This window comes from Streptomyces sp. B93 (genome assembly GCF_018070565.1).
In the GTDB taxonomy this organism is placed as follows: domain Bacteria; phylum Actinomycetota; class Actinomycetes; order Streptomycetales; family Streptomycetaceae; genus Streptomyces.
The window spans coordinates 26424-43235 of sequence record NZ_JAGPXL010000041.1; the positions used below are offsets into that span (position 1 = coordinate 26424).

Consider the following 16812-nt stretch of genomic DNA (forward strand, 5'->3'; position numbering starts at 1 on the left):
CCACCCCCGGAGGCACTTGTGGACCGCACCAGACCCCTGCTGGCCGTGCTCACGGCCGCCGTCCTGACCGTCCCCGGCATCACCGCGCTCTCGTCGGCCGCCCGTGCGGCCGACGCGGACCTGATCGCCAACGGGGGCTTCGAAACCGGTCTCGGCGGCTGGACCTGCACGGCGGCCACCACCGTCGGCTCACCCGTGCGCAGCGGAAGTGCGGCACTGCGGGCCACCCCGGCGGGCAGTGACAACGCCCGGTGCGCGCAGACGGTGACGGTCCGCCCGGACTCCCAGTACACCCTGATGGCCCATGTGCAGGGCTCGTACGTCTACGTCGGCGCGAGCGGCACCGGCACCACCGACGTGTCGGCCTGGACCCAGTCCGCCCCCACCTGGCAGCCGCTCACCACGACCTTCCGCACCGGCCCCAGCACCACCCGCGTGACGGTCTACACCCACGGCTGGTACGGCACCGGCGCCTACCACGCCGACGACATCTCCCTCACGGGCCCGTCCACCGACCCCGGCCAGCCCCCCGCCCCGCCCACCGGCCTGCGCACCGGCACGGTCACCTCCTCCACGGTCGCCCTCTCCTGGTCCCCGGTACCCGGCGCGACCGGCTACGCCCTCTACCGCGACGGCACGCGCACCCGGACGGTCACCGGCACCTCCACCACCGTGACCGGCCTGTCCCCCCAGACGCCGTACGCGTTCCAGGTGGCGGCCCTCAACGACGCGGGCGAATCGGCGCGCTCCGCGACGGTCACCGCGACCACGTCCCCCGGCTCCGGAGGCGGCCCCTCCGACCTCCCGCCGCACGCCCTGGTCGGCTACCTCCACGCCACCTTCGCCAACGGCTCCGGCTACACCCGCCTCGCCGACGTCCCCGACAGCTGGGACGTCATCGACCTGGCCTTCGGCGAACCGACCTCGGTCACCTCGGGGGACATCCGCTTCGACCGCTGCCCGGCGACGGAGTGCCCGAACGTCGAGAGCGACGCGGACTTCAAGGCGGCGATCAGGGCCAAGCAGGCGGCGGGCAAGAAGGTCCTGATCTCCATAGGCGGCCAGAACGGCCAGGTCCGCCTGACGACCACGGCGGCGAGGGACACCTTCGTGTCATCGGTCTCGAAGATCATCGACGAGTACGGCCTGGACGGCCTCGACATCGACTTCGAGGGCCACTCGCTCTCCCTCGACACCGACGACACCGACTTCAGGAACCCGAAGACCCCGGTGATCGTGAACCTGATCCAGGCCCTGAAGACCCTGAAGGCCAGATACGGCGACGACTTCGTCCTCACCATGGCACCGGAGACGTTCTTCGTCCAACTCGGCTACCAGTTCTACGGAACGGGCCCCTGGGGCGGCCAGGACCCGCGCGCCGGGGCCTACCTCCCGGTCATCCACGCGCTGCGCGACGACCTCACCCTCCTCCACGTCCAGGACTACAACTCCGGCCCGGTCATGGGCCTCGACAACCAGTACCACTCCATGGGCGGCGCGGACTTCCACATCGCCATGACCGACATGCTCCTGACGGGCTTCCCCGTGGCGGGCGACACGAACAACGTCTTCCCACCCCTGCGCCCCGACCAGATCGCCATCGGCATGCCCGCCACCACCAACGCGGGCAACGGCCACGTGCCGCCGGCCGAGGTCGTGAAGACCCTCGACTGCCTGACGAAGAAACAGAGCTGCGGCTCGTACGCCACCCACGGCACCTGGCCGTCCCTGCGCGGCCTGATGACCTGGTCGATCAACTGGGACCGCTTCGACGGCTGGGAGTTCCAGCGGACGTTCGACAACTACTTCGGCTGACGACACCCGCGAAGGCGGTGAGCAGCAGCACGGCCAGGCACCAGCTGCCCACCACGTCCAACGGCCAGTGGTACCCCTGCCGCACCAGCCCCGCCCCGACCCCGAGATTCACGGCCAGACACCCGCCCACCAGCCACCGACGCCCCCGACGGCCGCGCAGCCACGGCAGCACCAGCAGGGCGGCGCAGCCGTAGGCGACGGCGGCGGTGGCGGTGTGGCCGGAGGGGTAGAACCCGGTTCCGGGGGTCACGGCGGTGCCGCCCCGGTCGGTCAGCTCCTTCAGGGGCACGACGACGAGGGGCACGAGCGCCATCGCGCCCACGGCGACCACCCCGGGCAGCCACCACCGCCGCACCCCCCGGGCGCGAGCCCACCAGGCGGTGCCCACCGCGACCACCAGCAGCACGGGCACCGCCACCGGCACCCCACCCAGATCGGCGAACAACTCGGCGAGCCACCCCCGCCGCACGAACTCCCGCCCGGCCCGCTCATCGGCGTCCAGCAGCGGGCCGTCCACGGCTACCTGCCAGGTGACGAGGGCGAAGACGACCGCTGCCGCGGTGCTGAGCGCGAGGGACCTTCGAGGGGGGATCGGGCTGTCCGGCATGGGGGCATTCGATCACGCGGGCGCGCGAGGACGGCGAGGACCAACGGCCGTGGGCGTCCGGAACACGCTGAAGGGCCAGCGCAAGGGGGGGTTTGCGCTGGCCCTTCAGTGGGCGGCGCCGAAGCGGCCGTCCGGATCGGAACGTCGCGCGCCCCGGGGGGTCTGGGGCGGGCGACCGTCCGATCGGTGAGGAGACCCGGAGCCGAGGGCCCCGGTTGTGTGCGCGAGGCACGACCAGGTCGAAGCTGGGGAGGCCCCGGCCTGATGCCGCTCACAGTGCCCTGTGAGCGGGTGTATCTCTCATCTGGGTAGAACCTACGGCAGGGGGTGGACGCAGGACAGCCGGATCGGCCTCCTGTCATCCACCCCGCACACCTTCTTCACACGGTCCGCCAGAGAAGAGGGCCCTGCTCAGATCCCCGCGAGCGCCTGCTCGAGGATGTCGAGGCCCTCGTTCAGCAGGTCCTCGCCGATCACCAGCGGGGGCAGGAAGCGCAGGACGTTGCCGTAGGTGCCACAGGTCAGGACCAGCAGGCCCTCGGCGTGGCAGGCCTTGGCGAGGGCGGCGGTCGCCCCGGGGTTCGGCTCCTTGGTCGCGCGGTCCTTGACCAGCTCGATGGCGATCATCGCGCCGCGGCCCCGGACGTCGCCGATGACGTCGTACTTCTCGGCCATGGCGGTCAGGCGGGCCTTCATGGTCGCCTCGATGGCCCTGGCCCTGGCGTTGAGGTCCAGCTCCTTCATCGTCTCGATGGCGCCGAGCGCACCGGCGCAGGCGACCGGGTTGCCGCCGTAGGTGCCGCCGAGGCCGCCCGCGTGGGCGGCGTCCATGATCTCGGCGCGGCCGGTGACGGCGGCGAGCGGGAGGCCGCCCGCGATGCCCTTGGCGGTGGTGATCAGGTCGGGGACGATGCCCTCGTCCTCGCAGGCGAACCACTGGCCGGTGCGGCAGAACCCGGACTGGATCTCGTCCGCGACGAAGACGATGCCGTGGGCGGAGGCGAACTCGCGGATCGCCGGGAGGAAGCCCTTGGCGGGCTCGATGAAGCCGCCCTCGCCGAGCACCGGCTCGATGATGATCGCGGCGACGTTCTCCGGGCCGACCTGCTTGGTGATCTGGTCGATGGCCTGCGCGGCGGCCTCGGGACCGGCGTTCTCCGGGCCGGTCGGCCAGCGGTAGCCGTAGGCCACGGGGACGCGGTAGACCTCGGGCGCGAACGGGCCGAAGCCGTGCTTGTACGGCATGTTCTTCGCCGTCAGGGCCATGGTGAGGTTCGTACGGCCGTGGTAGCCGTGGTCGAAGACGACGACGGCCTGGCGCTTGGTGTACGCGCGGGCGATCTTGACGGCGTTCTCGACGGCCTCCGCGCCGCTGTTGAACAGCGCCGACTTCTTGGCGTGGTCGCCCGGCGTCAGCTCCGCGAGCGCCTCGGCGACCTCGACGTAGCCCTCGTACGGCGTGACCATGAAGCAGGTGTGGGTGAAGTCGGCGAGCTGCGCGGCGGCGCGGCGTACGACGGCCTCGGCGGAGGCGCCGACGGAGGTCACGGCGATGCCGGAGCCGAAGTCGATCAGCCGGTTGCCGTCGACGTCCTCGATGATCCCGCCGCCCGCCCGCGCGGTGAACACCGGCAGCACGGAGCCCACGCCCTGGGCGACCGCGGCGGTACGGCGGGCCTGAAGCTCCTGCGACTTCGGGCCGGGAATGGCGGTGACGACGCGGCGCTCCTGGGGAAGTGCGGTCATGCGGGGCTCCTGGGGGTGTTACGGGACGCTTGCTTCCTTTTTTCGCAGGCTAGGGCGGGCAGCAGGGGGTGGGCATGCTCCATCTGGGCGTTGTCCGGGGGGCCGGTTGTCCGTGGTGGACATAGCCGTACCCGGTCCAACGGCACCGCACCGGCCACGTAAGCGGTGAACTCCCCTTCGGACGGCGTTAGATTGACTCGCTGATGGGTCACGCACGGCAGGGAACGGCTGGTCAGGGGGCAAGCGCAATGGACAGCGACGCGAACCGGGACGCGCGGGGCACGCATGCGAACCCTGTGCCGCGCCCGGCGGGGCCGCCACGGATGCCCGCGGCGCCGCCACGGCCGCCGTCCGCGCCACCGCTGCCGGACGGCTCCGCCTTCCTGAGCTGGCTGCGCACCCCGCGCCCCGAGGCGGCGCCGGGCGTGTGGCGCTTCGGCTACCGGCCCCGCCCGGACGCGGAGCCGGAGCTGATCCCGGCCCGTCAGCTGCTCAGCGGGGCGGTGATCGCCTTCCTGGTGGGCTGGCTGATCTGGTCGCTGCTGTGGAACGGCTACCTCGGCGGCTGGTGGCTGCTGCCGCTGTACGCGATGATCCCCGACTCCTGGGTCGACCCGCACAGCTTCACCGCCGTGATCGTCGTGTACGCCTACTACACGCTGGTCGCCGGGACCATCATGGTCGGCGTCGGCCGGCTCGGCCGCTGGGGCGAGATCTGGCGCCGCTACGGCCCGCCCGCCTGGCGCCCCCGCACCGCACCGGCCGCCGAGCGCCCGCCCGCGCCCGAGGAGGACCCCGCGGTCTGGCCCGCGCTGCGCGCCGCCGGGGCCGCCGACGCCGCCGAACGGCTCGCCGCCGAGGCCCGCACCGGGCTGATGCGGGACGTCGACCACGCCCGGATCACCCGCGCCTGGCAGGGCGTGCGCACCGGTCGCCACAGCCTCGCCACCTTCACCGGTGCCGTGCTCAAGGACGGCGCCGCCGCCTGCCCGCACCCCTCCGGCGCCCGTGACCTGCCCGCCCGGCAGGCCCGGCACGACCTGGTCACCGGCCAGGTGCGGCTCGGCACCACCGCCGACGACCCCCGCAACCCCTACGCCTACCGCGGCACCGGCCTCGCCCTCGGCCCCGAACTGCTCGGCACCTCGCTGCTCGCCGTCGGCCCGGCCGGGTCCGGCAAGACCGGCACCCTCGTCCGGCCGCTCGCCGAGTCGCTGTGCCTGCACGCCCTCGCCGGGCGGGCCGCGGTCGTCGTGGTCGGCGCGGCGGGCGCCGGGATCGGCCCGGCCGAGGCCTACGACGTGGTCGTACGCATCGGGAACCCCGACTCCGTCTACGACCTCGACCTGTACGGCGGCACCAACGACCCCGACGAGGCCGCCGCCGTCCTCGCCGAGGCCCTCGTCGGGGACCTCGCCGATCCGCACCCGGGCAACGACAGCCGCCGCTCCACCACCGTGCTGGCCCAGCTGCTCGGCCCGTTCCGGGCGGTGCACGGCCGCTTCCCGTCCGTCCCCGAACTGCGGCAGCTGCTGGACGGCGCGCCCGGACCGCTGGCCGAACTGCGCAAGGCGTTGCAGCGGGCCGGGCAGGACTCGCTGCTGCGGGAACTCGACGCCCGCGAGCGGCAGCTGGCGCACCCGGGCGATGTCGCCGGGGTGCTCGCCGACCGGGTGGCGCTGCTGGACCGCCCGGCCTTCGCCGGGTTCTTCGACACCTCCGGCCAGTCCCGGCCCTTCTCCCTGAAGGCGCTGGACCACCCGGTCCGGGTCCGCGTCGACCTGCCCGAACGCGGCCACGCCGACGCCTCCCGCATCCTGGCCCGCCTCGTGCTCGCCCAGTTCACGGCGAGCGTGGCGGTACGCGAGGACCGGTCGCTCTTCGCCTGCCTGGTGCTGGACGACGCGACCGGGGTGGTGACACCGGAGGCGGTGCGCGGCATCCAGCGGCTGCGGTCGGGCAACGCGGGCGCCGTGCTGACGCTGCGCACCCTGGACGACGTACCGCGTCCGCTGCGCGGCCCGCTGCTCGGCGCCACCGGCTGCCGGATGGCGCTGGCCGGACTGACCCCGTGGGACGGGCAGGACTTCGCCGAGGTGTGGGGCAAGGAGTGGACCGAGGCGCGTGACGTCACCGACCGGCAGATCATCGCCGACAGCCCCGCGGGCAAGGCCTGGCACGCGGTGCGCCGGGTGATCACCGGCAAGGCGGCGACCGCGCGGGCGGTGACCGTGCGGCAGGTCGAGCGGGAGCGCTGGTCCGCCTCCGACCTGGCGCACGCGATGCCGCCGGGGCACGCGGTGCTGTCGCTCACCAGCGTGCGCGGCGAGCACGCGCCGCCGCTGCTGGTGGACCTGCGGGACGAGCGGGTGTGACCTTGGCCGGTTAGTGACGTCGGGGCAGGCCGGCGGTCTCCCGCGGATCGTACGGTGAGGCAGAATCGGGTGAGGCCGTTCATACGCGACGGCCAAAAGATCACACCGACCTGAAGGCCTCATGCCCCCCACGCTCGCCTCGCTCGTGCACCACTCCGCGCTCAAACTGACCGTGCGCGCGGGCGAGGACCGTCTGGACGTGCCCGTCCGCTGGGCGCACGTCAGCGAGCTGGCCGACCCCGTGCCGTACATGGAGGGCGGGGAGCTGCTGCTGATCACCGCGCTCAAGCTGGACGCGGAGAACCCCGAGGCGATGCGGCGCTATGTGAAGCGCCTGGTGGGGGCCGGGGTGGTCGGCCTCGGCTTCGCGGTCGGCGTCAACTACGAGGACATCCCCGACGCCCTGGTCGAGGCGGCGGAGGCGGAAGGGCTCCCGCTCCTGGAGGTGCCGCGCCGCACCCCGTTCCTCGCCATCAGCAAGGCGGTGTCGGCGGCCATCGCGGCCGACCAGTACCGGGCGGTGACGGCGGGCTTCGCGGCACAGCGCGAGCTGACCAGGCAGGCGCTGGCGGAAGGCCCGGAAGGGCTCCTCACCGCGCTCGCCGCACAGGTCGACGGCTGGGCGGCGCTCTACGACGCCTCGGGCGCCGTGGTCGCCACCGCACCGGAGTGGGCGGGCCGCAGGGCCGCGCGCCTCACCGCCGACGTGGAGCGGCTGCGCGAACGCCCCGCCCCCGCCTCCTCCGTCGTGGGCGGCCCCGAGCACGAGGACCGCGTCGAACTCCACTCCCTCGGCACCGGCCGCCGCCCCCGCGCGGCCCTCGCCGTCGGCACCGCCGCCGCCCTCGGCACGGCCGAGCGCTACGCCGTCCACTCGGCCATCGCCCTGCTCACCCTGATCACGGAACGCTCCCGCTCCCTGCACGCCGCCGAACAGCGCATCGGAGCCGCGGTGCTGCGCATGCTGCTCGCCGCACAGCCGGACCACGCCCGCGCGGTCGCCGGGGACCTCTACGGGCAACTGCTCGACGCCCCCTTCCGCATCCTGGTCGCGGAGAGCGGCGCCGCGCAGGCGGGCCTGACCGGACTGACCGAGGCGGTCGAGGCGGCGGCGGCCCGCGCGGGCGAGGCGGTGCTGCTGGTGCCCGAGGGCGAGCGGCTGGTCGTCCTGGCCGCGGACGGCGGCGCGGCCGTGGCGTCCTGCGGCGAGTACGCGGCGGACCGGGAGGCGGCCCGCAAGGCGACCGCGGAGGAGGACGACATCGTCCTCGGCCTCTCCGCCCCGGCGGGCCCGATCGCCGCCGCCGCGGCCTACAAGCAGGCCGAGCAGTCCCTGTCGGTGGCCCGCCGCCGCGGCCGGGTCCTCGTCGAGCACGAGCAACTGGCCGCGGGCTCGGTCCTCCCCCTCCTCGCCGACGACGCCGTACGCGCCTTCGCCGACGGCCTGCTGCGCGCCCTGCACGAGCACGACGCCACCGGCCGCGGCGACCTCGTCGCCTCGCTGCGCGCCTGGCTCTCCCGCCACGGACAGTGGGACGCGGCCGCCGCCGACCTGGGCGTCCACCGCCACACCCTGCGCTACCGGATGCGGCGGGTGGAGGAGATCCTCGGGCGGTCGCTGGACGATCCGGACGTGCGGATGGAGCTGTGGCTGGCGCTCAAGGCGACCGGCACCGAGTAGCCGCGCCCGACATCCCGGCCGAGGATGCCATTCCGTAGCACCCCCACCCCCCACTGCTACGAATCGGACAACCGACGGTCCAGCCCTCCGCCCCTACCGTGGGACCAGAAACGCAGCACACCTCCAACGCGGAAGGGCCGGGACTCCCATGACCTCCACCCACGCCTTCTGGCTCGCCGGCCGTCAGGCCACCGGCGAGGACAGCCTCGACGTCACCTCCCCGTGGGACGGCCGGGTGGTCGGCACGGTCAGCGTGCCGACCGAGGACCAGGTCGAGGAGGCCGTGGCCGCCGCGTACGCCGTGCGGGACGAGTTCGCCGCGACGCCCGCGCATGTGCGGGCCGCCGCGCTGGACCACGTCAGCCGGCGGCTGGCGGAGCGCACGGAGGAGATCGCGCGGCTGATCTCGGCGGAGAACGGCAAGCCCGTCAAGTGGGCGCGCGGTGAGGTCGGCCGGGCCGTGTCCGTGTTCCGGTTCGCGGCGGAGGAGGCGCGCCGCTTCAACGGCGGCGAGGCGCAGCGGCTGGACACCGACCTCGGCGGTCAGGGCCGTCTCGCCCTCACCCGCCGGTTCCCGAAGGGCGTCGTCCTCGGGATCGCGCCGTTCAACTTCCCGCTGAACCTCTGCGCGCACAAGGTCGCCCCGGCCATCGCCGCCGGTGTCCCGATCATCCTGAAGCCCGCGCCCGCCACCCCGCTCTCCGGCCTGGTCATCGGTGAGCTGCTGGCCGAGACCGAGCTGCCCGCCGGGTCGTGGAGCATCCTGCCCGTCTCCAACGAGCGGATGCCCGCCCTCGTCCAGGACGAGCGGCTGCCGGTGATCTCCTTCACCGGGTCCGAGAAGGTCGGCTACGCGATCATGGACTCGGTGCCCCGCAAGCACTGCACCCTGGAGCTGGGCGGCAACGGCGCCGCGGTCGTCCTCGGCGACTACGCCAGCGACGCCGACCTGGACTGGGCGGCGCAGCGCATCGCGACGTTCTCCAACTACCAGGGCGGCCAGTCCTGCATCTCCGTGCAGCGCGTCATCGCCGACGCCTCCGTGTACGACCGGCTGCTGCCGCGCATCGTCGCCGCCGTCGAAGCGCAGGTCACCGGCGACCCGGCCGACGACGCCACCGACGTGGGCCCGCTGGTCAGCGAGGACGCCGCCAAGCGCGTGGAGGCGTGGGTGCGGGAGGCCGTGGACGCGGGCGCCACGCTGCACACGGGCGGCAAGCGCGACGGTGCCTCGTACGCGCCGACCGTGCTGACCGGGCTGCCCGCCGGGGTCACCCTCGCCTGCGAGGAGGTCTTCGGGCCGGTCCTCAGCGTGCAGAAGGTGGACGGCGAGGCAGCGGCCTTCGCCGCCGTCAACGACTCCAAGTACGGCCTCCAGGCGGGCGTGTTCACCCACGACGTCCAGGCTGCCTTCCGCGCCCACCGGGCCCTGGAGGTCGGCGGCGTGATCATCGGTGACGTCCCGTCCTACCGCGCCGACCAGATGCCGTACGGCGGTGCCAAGCAGTCCGGCGTCGGCCGGGAGGGCGTCAGGTTCGCGATGGACGACTACACCTACGAGCGGGTGCTGGTGCTCACCGGTCTCGCGCTCTGACCCGCGGACACGGGCGAGGGGCCCGGCACCGGCGTACGCGCGGTGCCGGGCCCCTCCGTGTCGTCGGCCCGGCTCCGGACCCTCAACCGGAGAAGCCGACGTGCGCGAGCCGCAGCGGGCCGCGCAGTCCGACGCGTACGTCGTGGACGCCGCCCTCGGCGGTGAGCGTCGTGGTGAGGGTGGTGTAGTCGTACGGTCCCGAGACCGGGGTGGCCGGGAGGACCGCCCGGGGGCCGGTGCCGTCCAGGGAGATCTCCACCTCGCCCCAGCCCGCCACCGTCACCGACACCGTGGTGACGCCGTCAACGAAGTCGCAGTCGCGGTAGAGGAGTTCGCCGGTGCCGTCGGCCGCCGGGGTCACCGCGTCACCGGACACCTTGGTGCGGTCGACGATCTCGATGCCGCTCTGCTCGTCGAAGTCCGCTGCGGGCAGGCCTCGTTGCAGGACCGCGCGGGGGGCGGCGGGTTCGCCGTCCAGGATCACCGTCGTACGCAGCCGGACGTCCTCGCTGGAGGCGCCGACCAGGAGGTCGTAGGGGCCCGGGTCGAGGCGCCAGTGACCCTGCGCCACGTCCCAGAACGCGAAGTCGGTCAGGAGGACTTCGAAGGTCACCCGCCGGGTCTCGCCGGGGGCGAGGGTCAGGTGCTCGTGGGCCAGCAGTTCACGGCGCGGGCGCGGGGTCGTCGACGGGGCCGCGGCCCGGGAGTAGAGCTGGGCCACCTCGGCGGCGGGGCGGTCGCCGGTGTTGGTGACCGTGAAGGCGACCCGGACCGAGCCGTCCGCCGTACCGGCCGTCAGGTCGCCGTAGGCGAAGGACGTGTACGACAGGCCGTGGCCGAAGGGGTAGAGCGGGGTGCCCTCGAAGTACAGGTAGGTCTGGCGGGAGCCGATGACGTCGTAGTCGAGGAGGCCGGGCAGGTCGCGGTCGTCCGCGTACCAGGTCTGCGGGAGGCGGCCCGAGGGGGAGACGTCACCGGCGAGGACCCGGGCCAGGGCGGTGCCCGCGGCCTGGCCGCCGTGCGCGGTCCACAGGACCGCGGGGAGGGCGGAGACCTCCACCGCGTACGGGTAGGCCGAGGTCAGGGCGAGGACCGTGTGCGGGTTGGCGGTGCGGGCGGCCCGCAGCAGGCGTTCCTGGTGGGCGGGGAGGCGCAGGGTCGTACGGTCCTCGGTCTCACGGCCGTTGATGTGCGGGTCGTTGCCCGCGACCACCACGACCACGTCGGCCTCCGCCGCGGCCCGGGCGACCGCGTCCTCGCCGCGTTCGACGACCGTCATCTCCAGGACGGTCGGGTTCTCCCCGGCAACCTTCACGCCGTCGGCGGTGACCTGCACGTGGTGGCCCGTGCCGAGATGCCTGAGGAGGTGGCCATGGCCGTACGGCTCCAGGCGGAACGTCTCCTGGACCACCCAGCCGCCGGGCTGGTCGGCGGAGGCGCGCACGTACCCGTCCTCGGCGACCGAGAGGTAGCGGCCGTCCGGTGCGCGCAGGGTGAGGACGCCCTCGCCCCAGTCGACGAGGGCGAGTTCCGTGCCCACGGGGTCCTGGGTCAGCGGGGGCAGGTCGGTGCGGCCCGCGAGCAGCGCCGGGTCGAGGGCGCCCTCGGCACCGGGGGCCGAGGCGGTTGCTTCCGGGGCCGGGAGTACGTGCAGGAAGGTGCCGTCCGGGGTGCGGAAGCGGACGCGGTCCACGCCCTCGGCGAAGGTGACGCGCTCGGCGCCGAAGCGCTCGTACATGCCCTCCAGGGGAGTGGAGCGGTGCAGCAGCGCGCCGCTGTACCAGTCGAGCTTGCACTCGTCGGCGAGCAGGCCGACGACGGCGACGCGGGTGCCGGGCGCGAGCGGCAGCAGGCCCTCGTTCCTCAGCAGGACGATCGCCCGTTCCGCGGCCTCCTGGGCGAGCGCCCGGTGTTCGGGGGTGTCGAAGGCGCCGGGCTCGTCGTGGCCGTCGAACTCGCCGAGGCGGAAGCGGACCGAGAGCTGGTGGCGCACGGCGGTGTCGACGTCGGCCTCGGTGAGCAGGCCGCGCTCCAGGGCGCCCCGCACCCGGGCGACGATCCTGGAGCTGTCGGTGCCGTGGTCGGTGAAGCTGTCGACGCCCGCGAGCAGCGCGGCGGCGGTGGCCTCCTCGTGGCTGTCGAAGTAGTGCTCGGAGTCCACCAGGTTGGAGGGCGCGCCCGCGTCCGAGCAGACCAGCAGGTCCTCCTCGGTCCAGGTGCGCAGCTGCGCGCGGAGGTAGGGGGAGAGGTGGTTGGGGCGGCCGTTGACCAGGTTGTAGGCGGGCATCACCCCGGCCACCGCGCCCGCCTCGACCGTCGCGCGGAAGGCCCGCAGATCGTACTCGTGGAGCACGCGCGGGCGGACCGAGGCGGAGGAGGTGTCGCGGTCGGTCTCGTTGTTGTGGGCGAGCCAGTGCTTGAGGACGGGCGCGGTGCGCCAGAAGATCGGATGACTGCCGCGCAGGCCCCGGGTGTAGGCGGTGGCGATCGCGGAGGTCAGCCGGGGGTCCTCCGAGTAGCCCTCCTCGTTACGGCCCCACAGCGGGTGGCGCAGCAGGTTGACCGTCGGGGACCAGACGTTGAGGCCGACCCGGTCGTCGTGCGCCCGCATGGCGCGGACCTCCCGCGACACCGCGTCCCCGACCCGGCGTACCAGGTCCGGGTCCCAGGTCGCGCCCAGGCCCACGGCCTGCGGAAACACCGTCGCGGGGCCCATCCACGCCACCCCGTGCAGGGCCTCCTGACCGGTGCGGAACGCGGCGACGCCGAGCCGTTCGACGGCGGGGCCGAACTGGTGCAGAAAGGGCACCTTCTCGTCGAGTGTCAGCCGCGACAGCAGGTCGTCGACGCGCTTCGCGAACGGCAGGCTGGGGTCGCGGAAAGGCGGCGTGGGCGGCGGGTGAGCGGTCACGTGGGGTTCCCCTTGCGATGGAGCGGCGAGGCCTTTCGAAGCGCTTCGATGCTGATTCGACCCCTGGGTGGGTGTCAAGACGTCCCTCCGCAACATCTCCTTGTTCTCACCGCCAATTCAAGGCACATATGAGCGCGGCCGGATTCGGCGCGGCACCGCCACACGTCGGAGGAATCTTGGAATCGACCCTTGTGCGCCCTCCGGCGTTCACTTAACCTCGCAGCAACATCGAAGCGCTTCGACGAAACGGGAAGTGCCGCCGGGAGGCGCGTATTCCTGCGAGAGCCGCTTCGGATCGGCCAGTTCCAATCGAGACACCTCAGCCGACGGCTCCACCGCCGGGTGTCCTGGTGCGCCACGAAGGGTTGACGCAATGACGCCGAACGCCGCTTCCGCCCCCTCCGCTCCCAGCCGGAGAGGCTTCCTCGCCTCCACGGCGGTCGCCGCTGTCGCGGTGGGCGGGGGAGTGCCCCTGCTCACCGCCTGCGGCGGTTCGGACAGCGGCTCGCGCGAGGGGACCACCGCGGGCAAGGACGCGAAGAAGATCCTGCCCGCCTTCGTGGCGCAGAGCGTGGTGACCCCGGACATCCCCGCCAAGAACGGCTCCGCCGCCGGCTTCACCGGCAAGCTCGACCTCGCGGGACTGAAGACCTCGGTGCCCGAGAAGCTGGGCAAGGGCGGCACGGTGAAGATCATGTCGCCGTTCTGGGGTTCGCCGCCCAAGAGCGACAACGCCTACTACCGGGCGATGAACGACACCATCGGCGTCGACGTCGTCTGGCAGAACCAGGACGGCAACACCTACGACGAGAAGCTCGGCGCGGTCCTCGCCTCCAGCAGCATCCCGGACGTCGTGGTCGTCCCCGGCTGGAACATGGGCGGCAAGATACCGAGCGCCATCATCAGCAAGTTCGCCGACCTCGGCCCGTACCTCTCCGGCGACAAGGTCAAGGAGTACCCGAACCTCGCCGCCATCCCCACCGAGTCCTGGCAGCGCTCCATCTTCGGCGGCAAGCTGCTCGGCCTGCCCATGCCCGCCCCGTACGTGCCGAACATCGTGCCCTTCTACCGCAAGGACGTCTTCGACGCGGAGGGGTACGAGATCCCCACCTCCGCCGACGAGTTCCTCGCCCTCGCCAAGGAGATCACCAACGCCCGGGCGAAGGTGTGGGCCTGCGAGGACATGAAGTGGACGGCGTTCAACAGCTTCGGCGTGCTCTCCGGCGAGGAGAAGCCGCTCGGCTGGGGTCGGGCCGACGGCAAGCTGGTCTACCGGGTGGAGACCGACGCCTACCTCGAGGCCCTGGAGTGGACGCGCAAGCTGTACGCGGCCGGGGTCGTGCACCCCGACGCCAAGGCCTCCACCAACACCGACCCCGCCGTCCGCTTCGGGTCCGGGCAGAGCCTGATCTACAACCAGGACATCTCCCAGTGGTACGGCCGCGCCGCCGAACAGGCCTCCCAGAACCCCGAGTTCGAGATCGGCGGCATGGACGTCTTCGGCCACGACGGCGGCGACCCGGTGCTGTGGGCCAAGCAGCCCGCCGGCATCTGGGCGTTCGTCAACAAGAAGGCGTCCGAGGCGGTCATCCGTGACGTCCTGGCCGTCGCCAACGTCACCGCCGCCCCGTACGGCACCAAGGAGTACATGCTCACCAACTACGGCGTCGAGGGCACCCACTACACCCTCGACAACGGCACGCCCGTCAAGAACGACAAGGGCAACACCGAGGTCATCAACGCCTATGTGATGATCGCCAGCCCCGCCCCGACCATCGCCCACCCCGACCTCCCCGACATCGCCCGGGCGCAGGTCGAGTGGCAGCAGCGGATGGGCGCCTTCACGAGGAAGAGCCCCTTCTGGGGCCTCCAGATCACCGAGCCCGCCCGCTACACCAACCTCTCCAACGACTTCGAGCAGCTGGAGGACGACATCGTCCGGGGCCGCAAGAAGGTCAGCGAGATGCAGCAGGCCGTCTCCGACTGGAAGAGCCAGGGCGGCGACAAGCTCCGCGACTGGTACCAGAAGCTGCTGGACGACAACGGCTCGGCCAACTGACCGGCACCCGAGGCAAGGAGAAGGCCGTGTCCCACAGCACGGTGCCTCGCAGCAGGGCCGAGGCGAAGACGGAGAAGGGGACGGGGGCGGGGGCTCCGGCCGGGTCCGGCGGCCACCGTGCCCGGCCCGGCGGGCGGCGCCGCGAGCCGAAGCTGGGGCTGCGCCCCCGGTTCCGGCGCGACCGCACGCTCGTCCTGATGACGCTCCCGGCCCTGCTGCTGGTGCTCGTCTTCAACTACGTCCCGATCCTGGGCAATGTCGTCGCCTTCCAGGAGTACGACCCGTACGTCAGCGAGAACGGGTTCGTGGCGATCTTCCACAGCCCCTGGGTCGGCGTCGAGCAGTTCCAGCGGATCTTCGAGGACTCGGCGTTCTGGGACGCGGTATGGAACACGCTGGTCCTCTTCTTCCTCCAGCTGGTGCTGTTCTTCCCCGTCCCGATCGTGCTCGCGCTGCTCATCAACAGCGTGATCAGGCCCCGGGTGCGGGCGGTCGCGCAGGCCATCCTCTACCTGCCGCACTTCTTCTCCTGGGTGCTGGTCATCACCGTCTTCCAGCAGATCTTCGGCGGCGCCGGAATCATCGCGCAGACCCTGCGGCGGCACGGCTACGAGGGCTTCGACCTGATGACCGACCCCGGGATCTTCAAGTTCCTGGTGACGGCCGAGGGCGTCTGGAAGGACGCGGGCTGGGGCATCATCGTCTTCCTCGCCGCGCTCGCCTCCGTCAGCCCCGACCTGTACGAGGCCGCCGCGATGGACGGCGCCGGGCGCTGGCGCCGGATGTGGCACGTCACCCTGCCCGCGCTGCGGCCGGTGATCGCCCTGCTGCTGGTGCTGCGGGTCGGTGACGCGCTCACCGTCGGCTTCGAACAGATCCTGCTGCAACGGGACGCGGTGGGGCCGGGCGCCGCCGAAGTCCTCGACACCTATGTGTGGTGGAACGGCGTGCGCAACCAGGACTTCAGCTATGCCGCCGCCGCGGGCCTGATCAAGGGCGTGGTCAGCCTCGGCCTGGTCCTCGCCGCCAACAAGGTCGCCCATCTGATGGGCGAGCAGGGGGTGTACAAGAAGTGAGCGCCGTGATCGACAAGCCGCCGGTACGGGGACGGAGCGGCTGGGCCGGGCCCGAGAGGCCCGTCTGGGAGGAGCCGCCCAGCACGGCGGGGCTGGCGGGCAAGGGCATCGTCATCGGGGGCGCGTGTCTGGCGGTCCTGTTCCCGCTGTGGATCGTCATCGTGACCAGTCTGTCCACCAAGCAGACGATCACCGAGGCGGGCGGTCTGGTGGTGGTGCCCAAGGACCTCACCTTCATCGCCTACGAGGAGCTGCTGAGCGGGGGGCAGGTCACCCGTGCGGCGATCGTGAGCATCGGGGTGACCGTCGTCGGCACGCTGTTCTCCATGACGGTGTCCGTGCTCGCGGCGTACGGGCTGTCGCGGAGCGGGTCGGTGGGGCACCGGTGGATGCTGATGACGCTGCTGGCGACGATGTTCTTCGGGGCGGGGCTGATCCCCACGTATCTGCTGGTGCAGTCGCTGGGGCTGACGGACACGTATCTCGCGCTGATCCTGCCGAGTGCGGTGAGCGTCTTCAACATCCTGGTGCTGCGCGGGTTCTTCATGGGGATCTCGCCGGAGCTGATCGACAGCGCGCGGATCGACGGGGCGGGGGACTGGCGGATCCTGTGGCAGATCGTCATCCCGTTGTCGCGGGCCGTCATCGCCGTGATCACGCTGTTCTACGCCGTCGGGTACTGGAGTGCGTGGTTCAACGCGTCGATCTATCTGACGGACCAGGACATGATGCCGTTGCAGAACGTGATGATCCAGCTGGTGCAGAAGCAGGAGGCGCCGGTGGGGCTGGGGCAGGCGATCAAGACGGGGGAGTTGTCGTCGCTGGCCGTGCAGATGGCCGTGATGGTGATGGCGTTGTTGCCGGTGGCGGTGGTTTCGCCGTTCGTGCAGCGGCATTTCAAGAAGGGCATGTTGACCGGGGCGGTCAAGGGTTGAGTCCTGGGTGCGG

General features: G+C 72.4%; 10 protein-coding genes. 7 read left to right on the forward strand and 3 right to left on the reverse strand.

Translation table 11 applies throughout. The annotated features are described in order from the left end of the window. Nucleotides 1-18: 18 nt before the first annotated feature. Nucleotides 19-1815 (forward strand): chitinase, encoded by a 1797-nt coding sequence (locus KBY47_RS28820; protein WP_210926067.1) that lies wholly within the window; start codon nt 19-21, stop codon nt 1813-1815. Here the strand turns inward: KBY47_RS28820 and KBY47_RS28825 are convergent. Continuing rightward, complete coding sequence (locus KBY47_RS28825; protein WP_210926069.1) at nt 1754-2422, reverse strand: phosphatase PAP2 family protein; 669 nt, start codon at nt 2420-2422, stop codon at nt 1754-1756. The genes KBY47_RS28820 and KBY47_RS28825 overlap by 62 nt on opposite strands. Before the next feature lie 411 nt (nt 2423-2833). After that, nucleotides 2834-4168: a 4-aminobutyrate--2-oxoglutarate transaminase gene (gabT, locus tag KBY47_RS28830; RefSeq protein ID WP_210926071.1), complete on the reverse strand. Its 1335-nt coding sequence runs from the start codon at nt 4166-4168 to the stop codon at nt 2834-2836. A gap of 248 nt (nt 4169-4416) precedes the next feature. Here gabT and KBY47_RS28835 point away from each other — a divergent pair, with 248 nt between their 5' ends. The 3 genes from KBY47_RS28835 to KBY47_RS28845 all read left to right on the forward strand — a co-directional run bounded on the left by KBY47_RS28835 (nt 4417) and on the right by KBY47_RS28845 (nt 9818). Then, nucleotides 4417-6543, forward strand: a complete 2127-nt coding sequence (locus tag KBY47_RS28835; protein ID WP_210926073.1) for an ATP-binding protein — start codon at nt 4417-4419, stop codon at nt 6541-6543. Nucleotides 6544-6664: 121 nt separating this feature from the next. Next, entirely contained in the window at nt 6665-8224 is a 1560-nt protein-coding gene (locus KBY47_RS28840) for a PucR family transcriptional regulator (RefSeq protein ID WP_210926075.1), read from the forward strand. Nucleotides 8225-8372: 148 nt separating this feature from the next. Next, nucleotides 8373-9818 carry an aldehyde dehydrogenase family protein gene (locus KBY47_RS28845; protein ID WP_210926077.1) on the forward strand — a complete coding sequence of 482 codons (1446 nt, stop codon included), beginning with the start codon at nt 8373-8375 and terminating at the stop codon, nt 9816-9818. Between the two features lie 82 nt (nt 9819-9900). On the opposite strand, the gene KBY47_RS28850 is transcribed toward KBY47_RS28845, so the two are convergent. After that, nucleotides 9901-12729, reverse strand: a complete 2829-nt coding sequence (locus KBY47_RS28850; protein WP_210926079.1) for a glycoside hydrolase family 3 C-terminal domain-containing protein — start codon at nt 12727-12729, stop codon at nt 9901-9903. A gap of 373 nt (nt 12730-13102) precedes the next feature. Here KBY47_RS28850 and KBY47_RS28855 point away from each other — a divergent pair, with 373 nt between their 5' ends. Genes KBY47_RS28855 through KBY47_RS28865 form a run of 3 tightly spaced genes read left to right on the forward strand, consistent with a single transcriptional unit; the run spans nt 13103 to nt 16799 of the window. Further along, nucleotides 13103-14788 (forward strand): extracellular solute-binding protein, encoded by a 1686-nt coding sequence (locus tag KBY47_RS28855; RefSeq protein WP_210926081.1) that lies wholly within the window; start codon nt 13103-13105, stop codon nt 14786-14788. A gap of 26 nt (nt 14789-14814) precedes the next feature. Then, nucleotides 14815-15864: a sugar ABC transporter permease gene (locus tag KBY47_RS28860; protein ID WP_210926082.1), complete on the forward strand. Its 1050-nt coding sequence runs from the start codon at nt 14815-14817 to the stop codon at nt 15862-15864. Beyond that, a complete protein-coding gene (locus KBY47_RS28865) occupies nt 15861-16799 on the forward strand; it encodes a carbohydrate ABC transporter permease (protein ID WP_210926085.1) in 939 nt (312 codons plus the stop codon). Before KBY47_RS28860 ends, KBY47_RS28865 begins: the two co-directional genes overlap by 4 nt. The last annotated feature ends 13 nt before the right edge of the window (nt 16800-16812 follow it).

What these genes read in the sequence shown, in the direction of transcription:
- KBY47_RS28825 (WP_210926069.1), bottom strand. Translation starts at nt 2,422, where the DNA reads ATGCCGGACAGCCCGATCCCCCCTCGAAGGTCCCTCGCGCTCAGCACC.
- KBY47_RS28855 (WP_210926081.1), top strand. Translation starts at nt 13,103, where the DNA reads ATGACGCCGAACGCCGCTTCCGCCCCCTCCGCTCCCAGCCGGAGAGGC.
- gabT (WP_210926071.1), bottom strand. Translation starts at nt 4,168, where the DNA reads ATGACCGCACTTCCCCAGGAGCGCCGCGTCGTCACCGCCATTCCCGGC.
- KBY47_RS28835 (WP_210926073.1), top strand. Translation starts at nt 4,417, where the DNA reads ATGGACAGCGACGCGAACCGGGACGCGCGGGGCACGCATGCGAACCCT.
- KBY47_RS28845 (WP_210926077.1), top strand. Translation starts at nt 8,373, where the DNA reads ATGACCTCCACCCACGCCTTCTGGCTCGCCGGCCGTCAGGCCACCGGC.
- KBY47_RS28840 (WP_210926075.1), top strand. Translation starts at nt 6,665, where the DNA reads ATGCCCCCCACGCTCGCCTCGCTCGTGCACCACTCCGCGCTCAAACTG.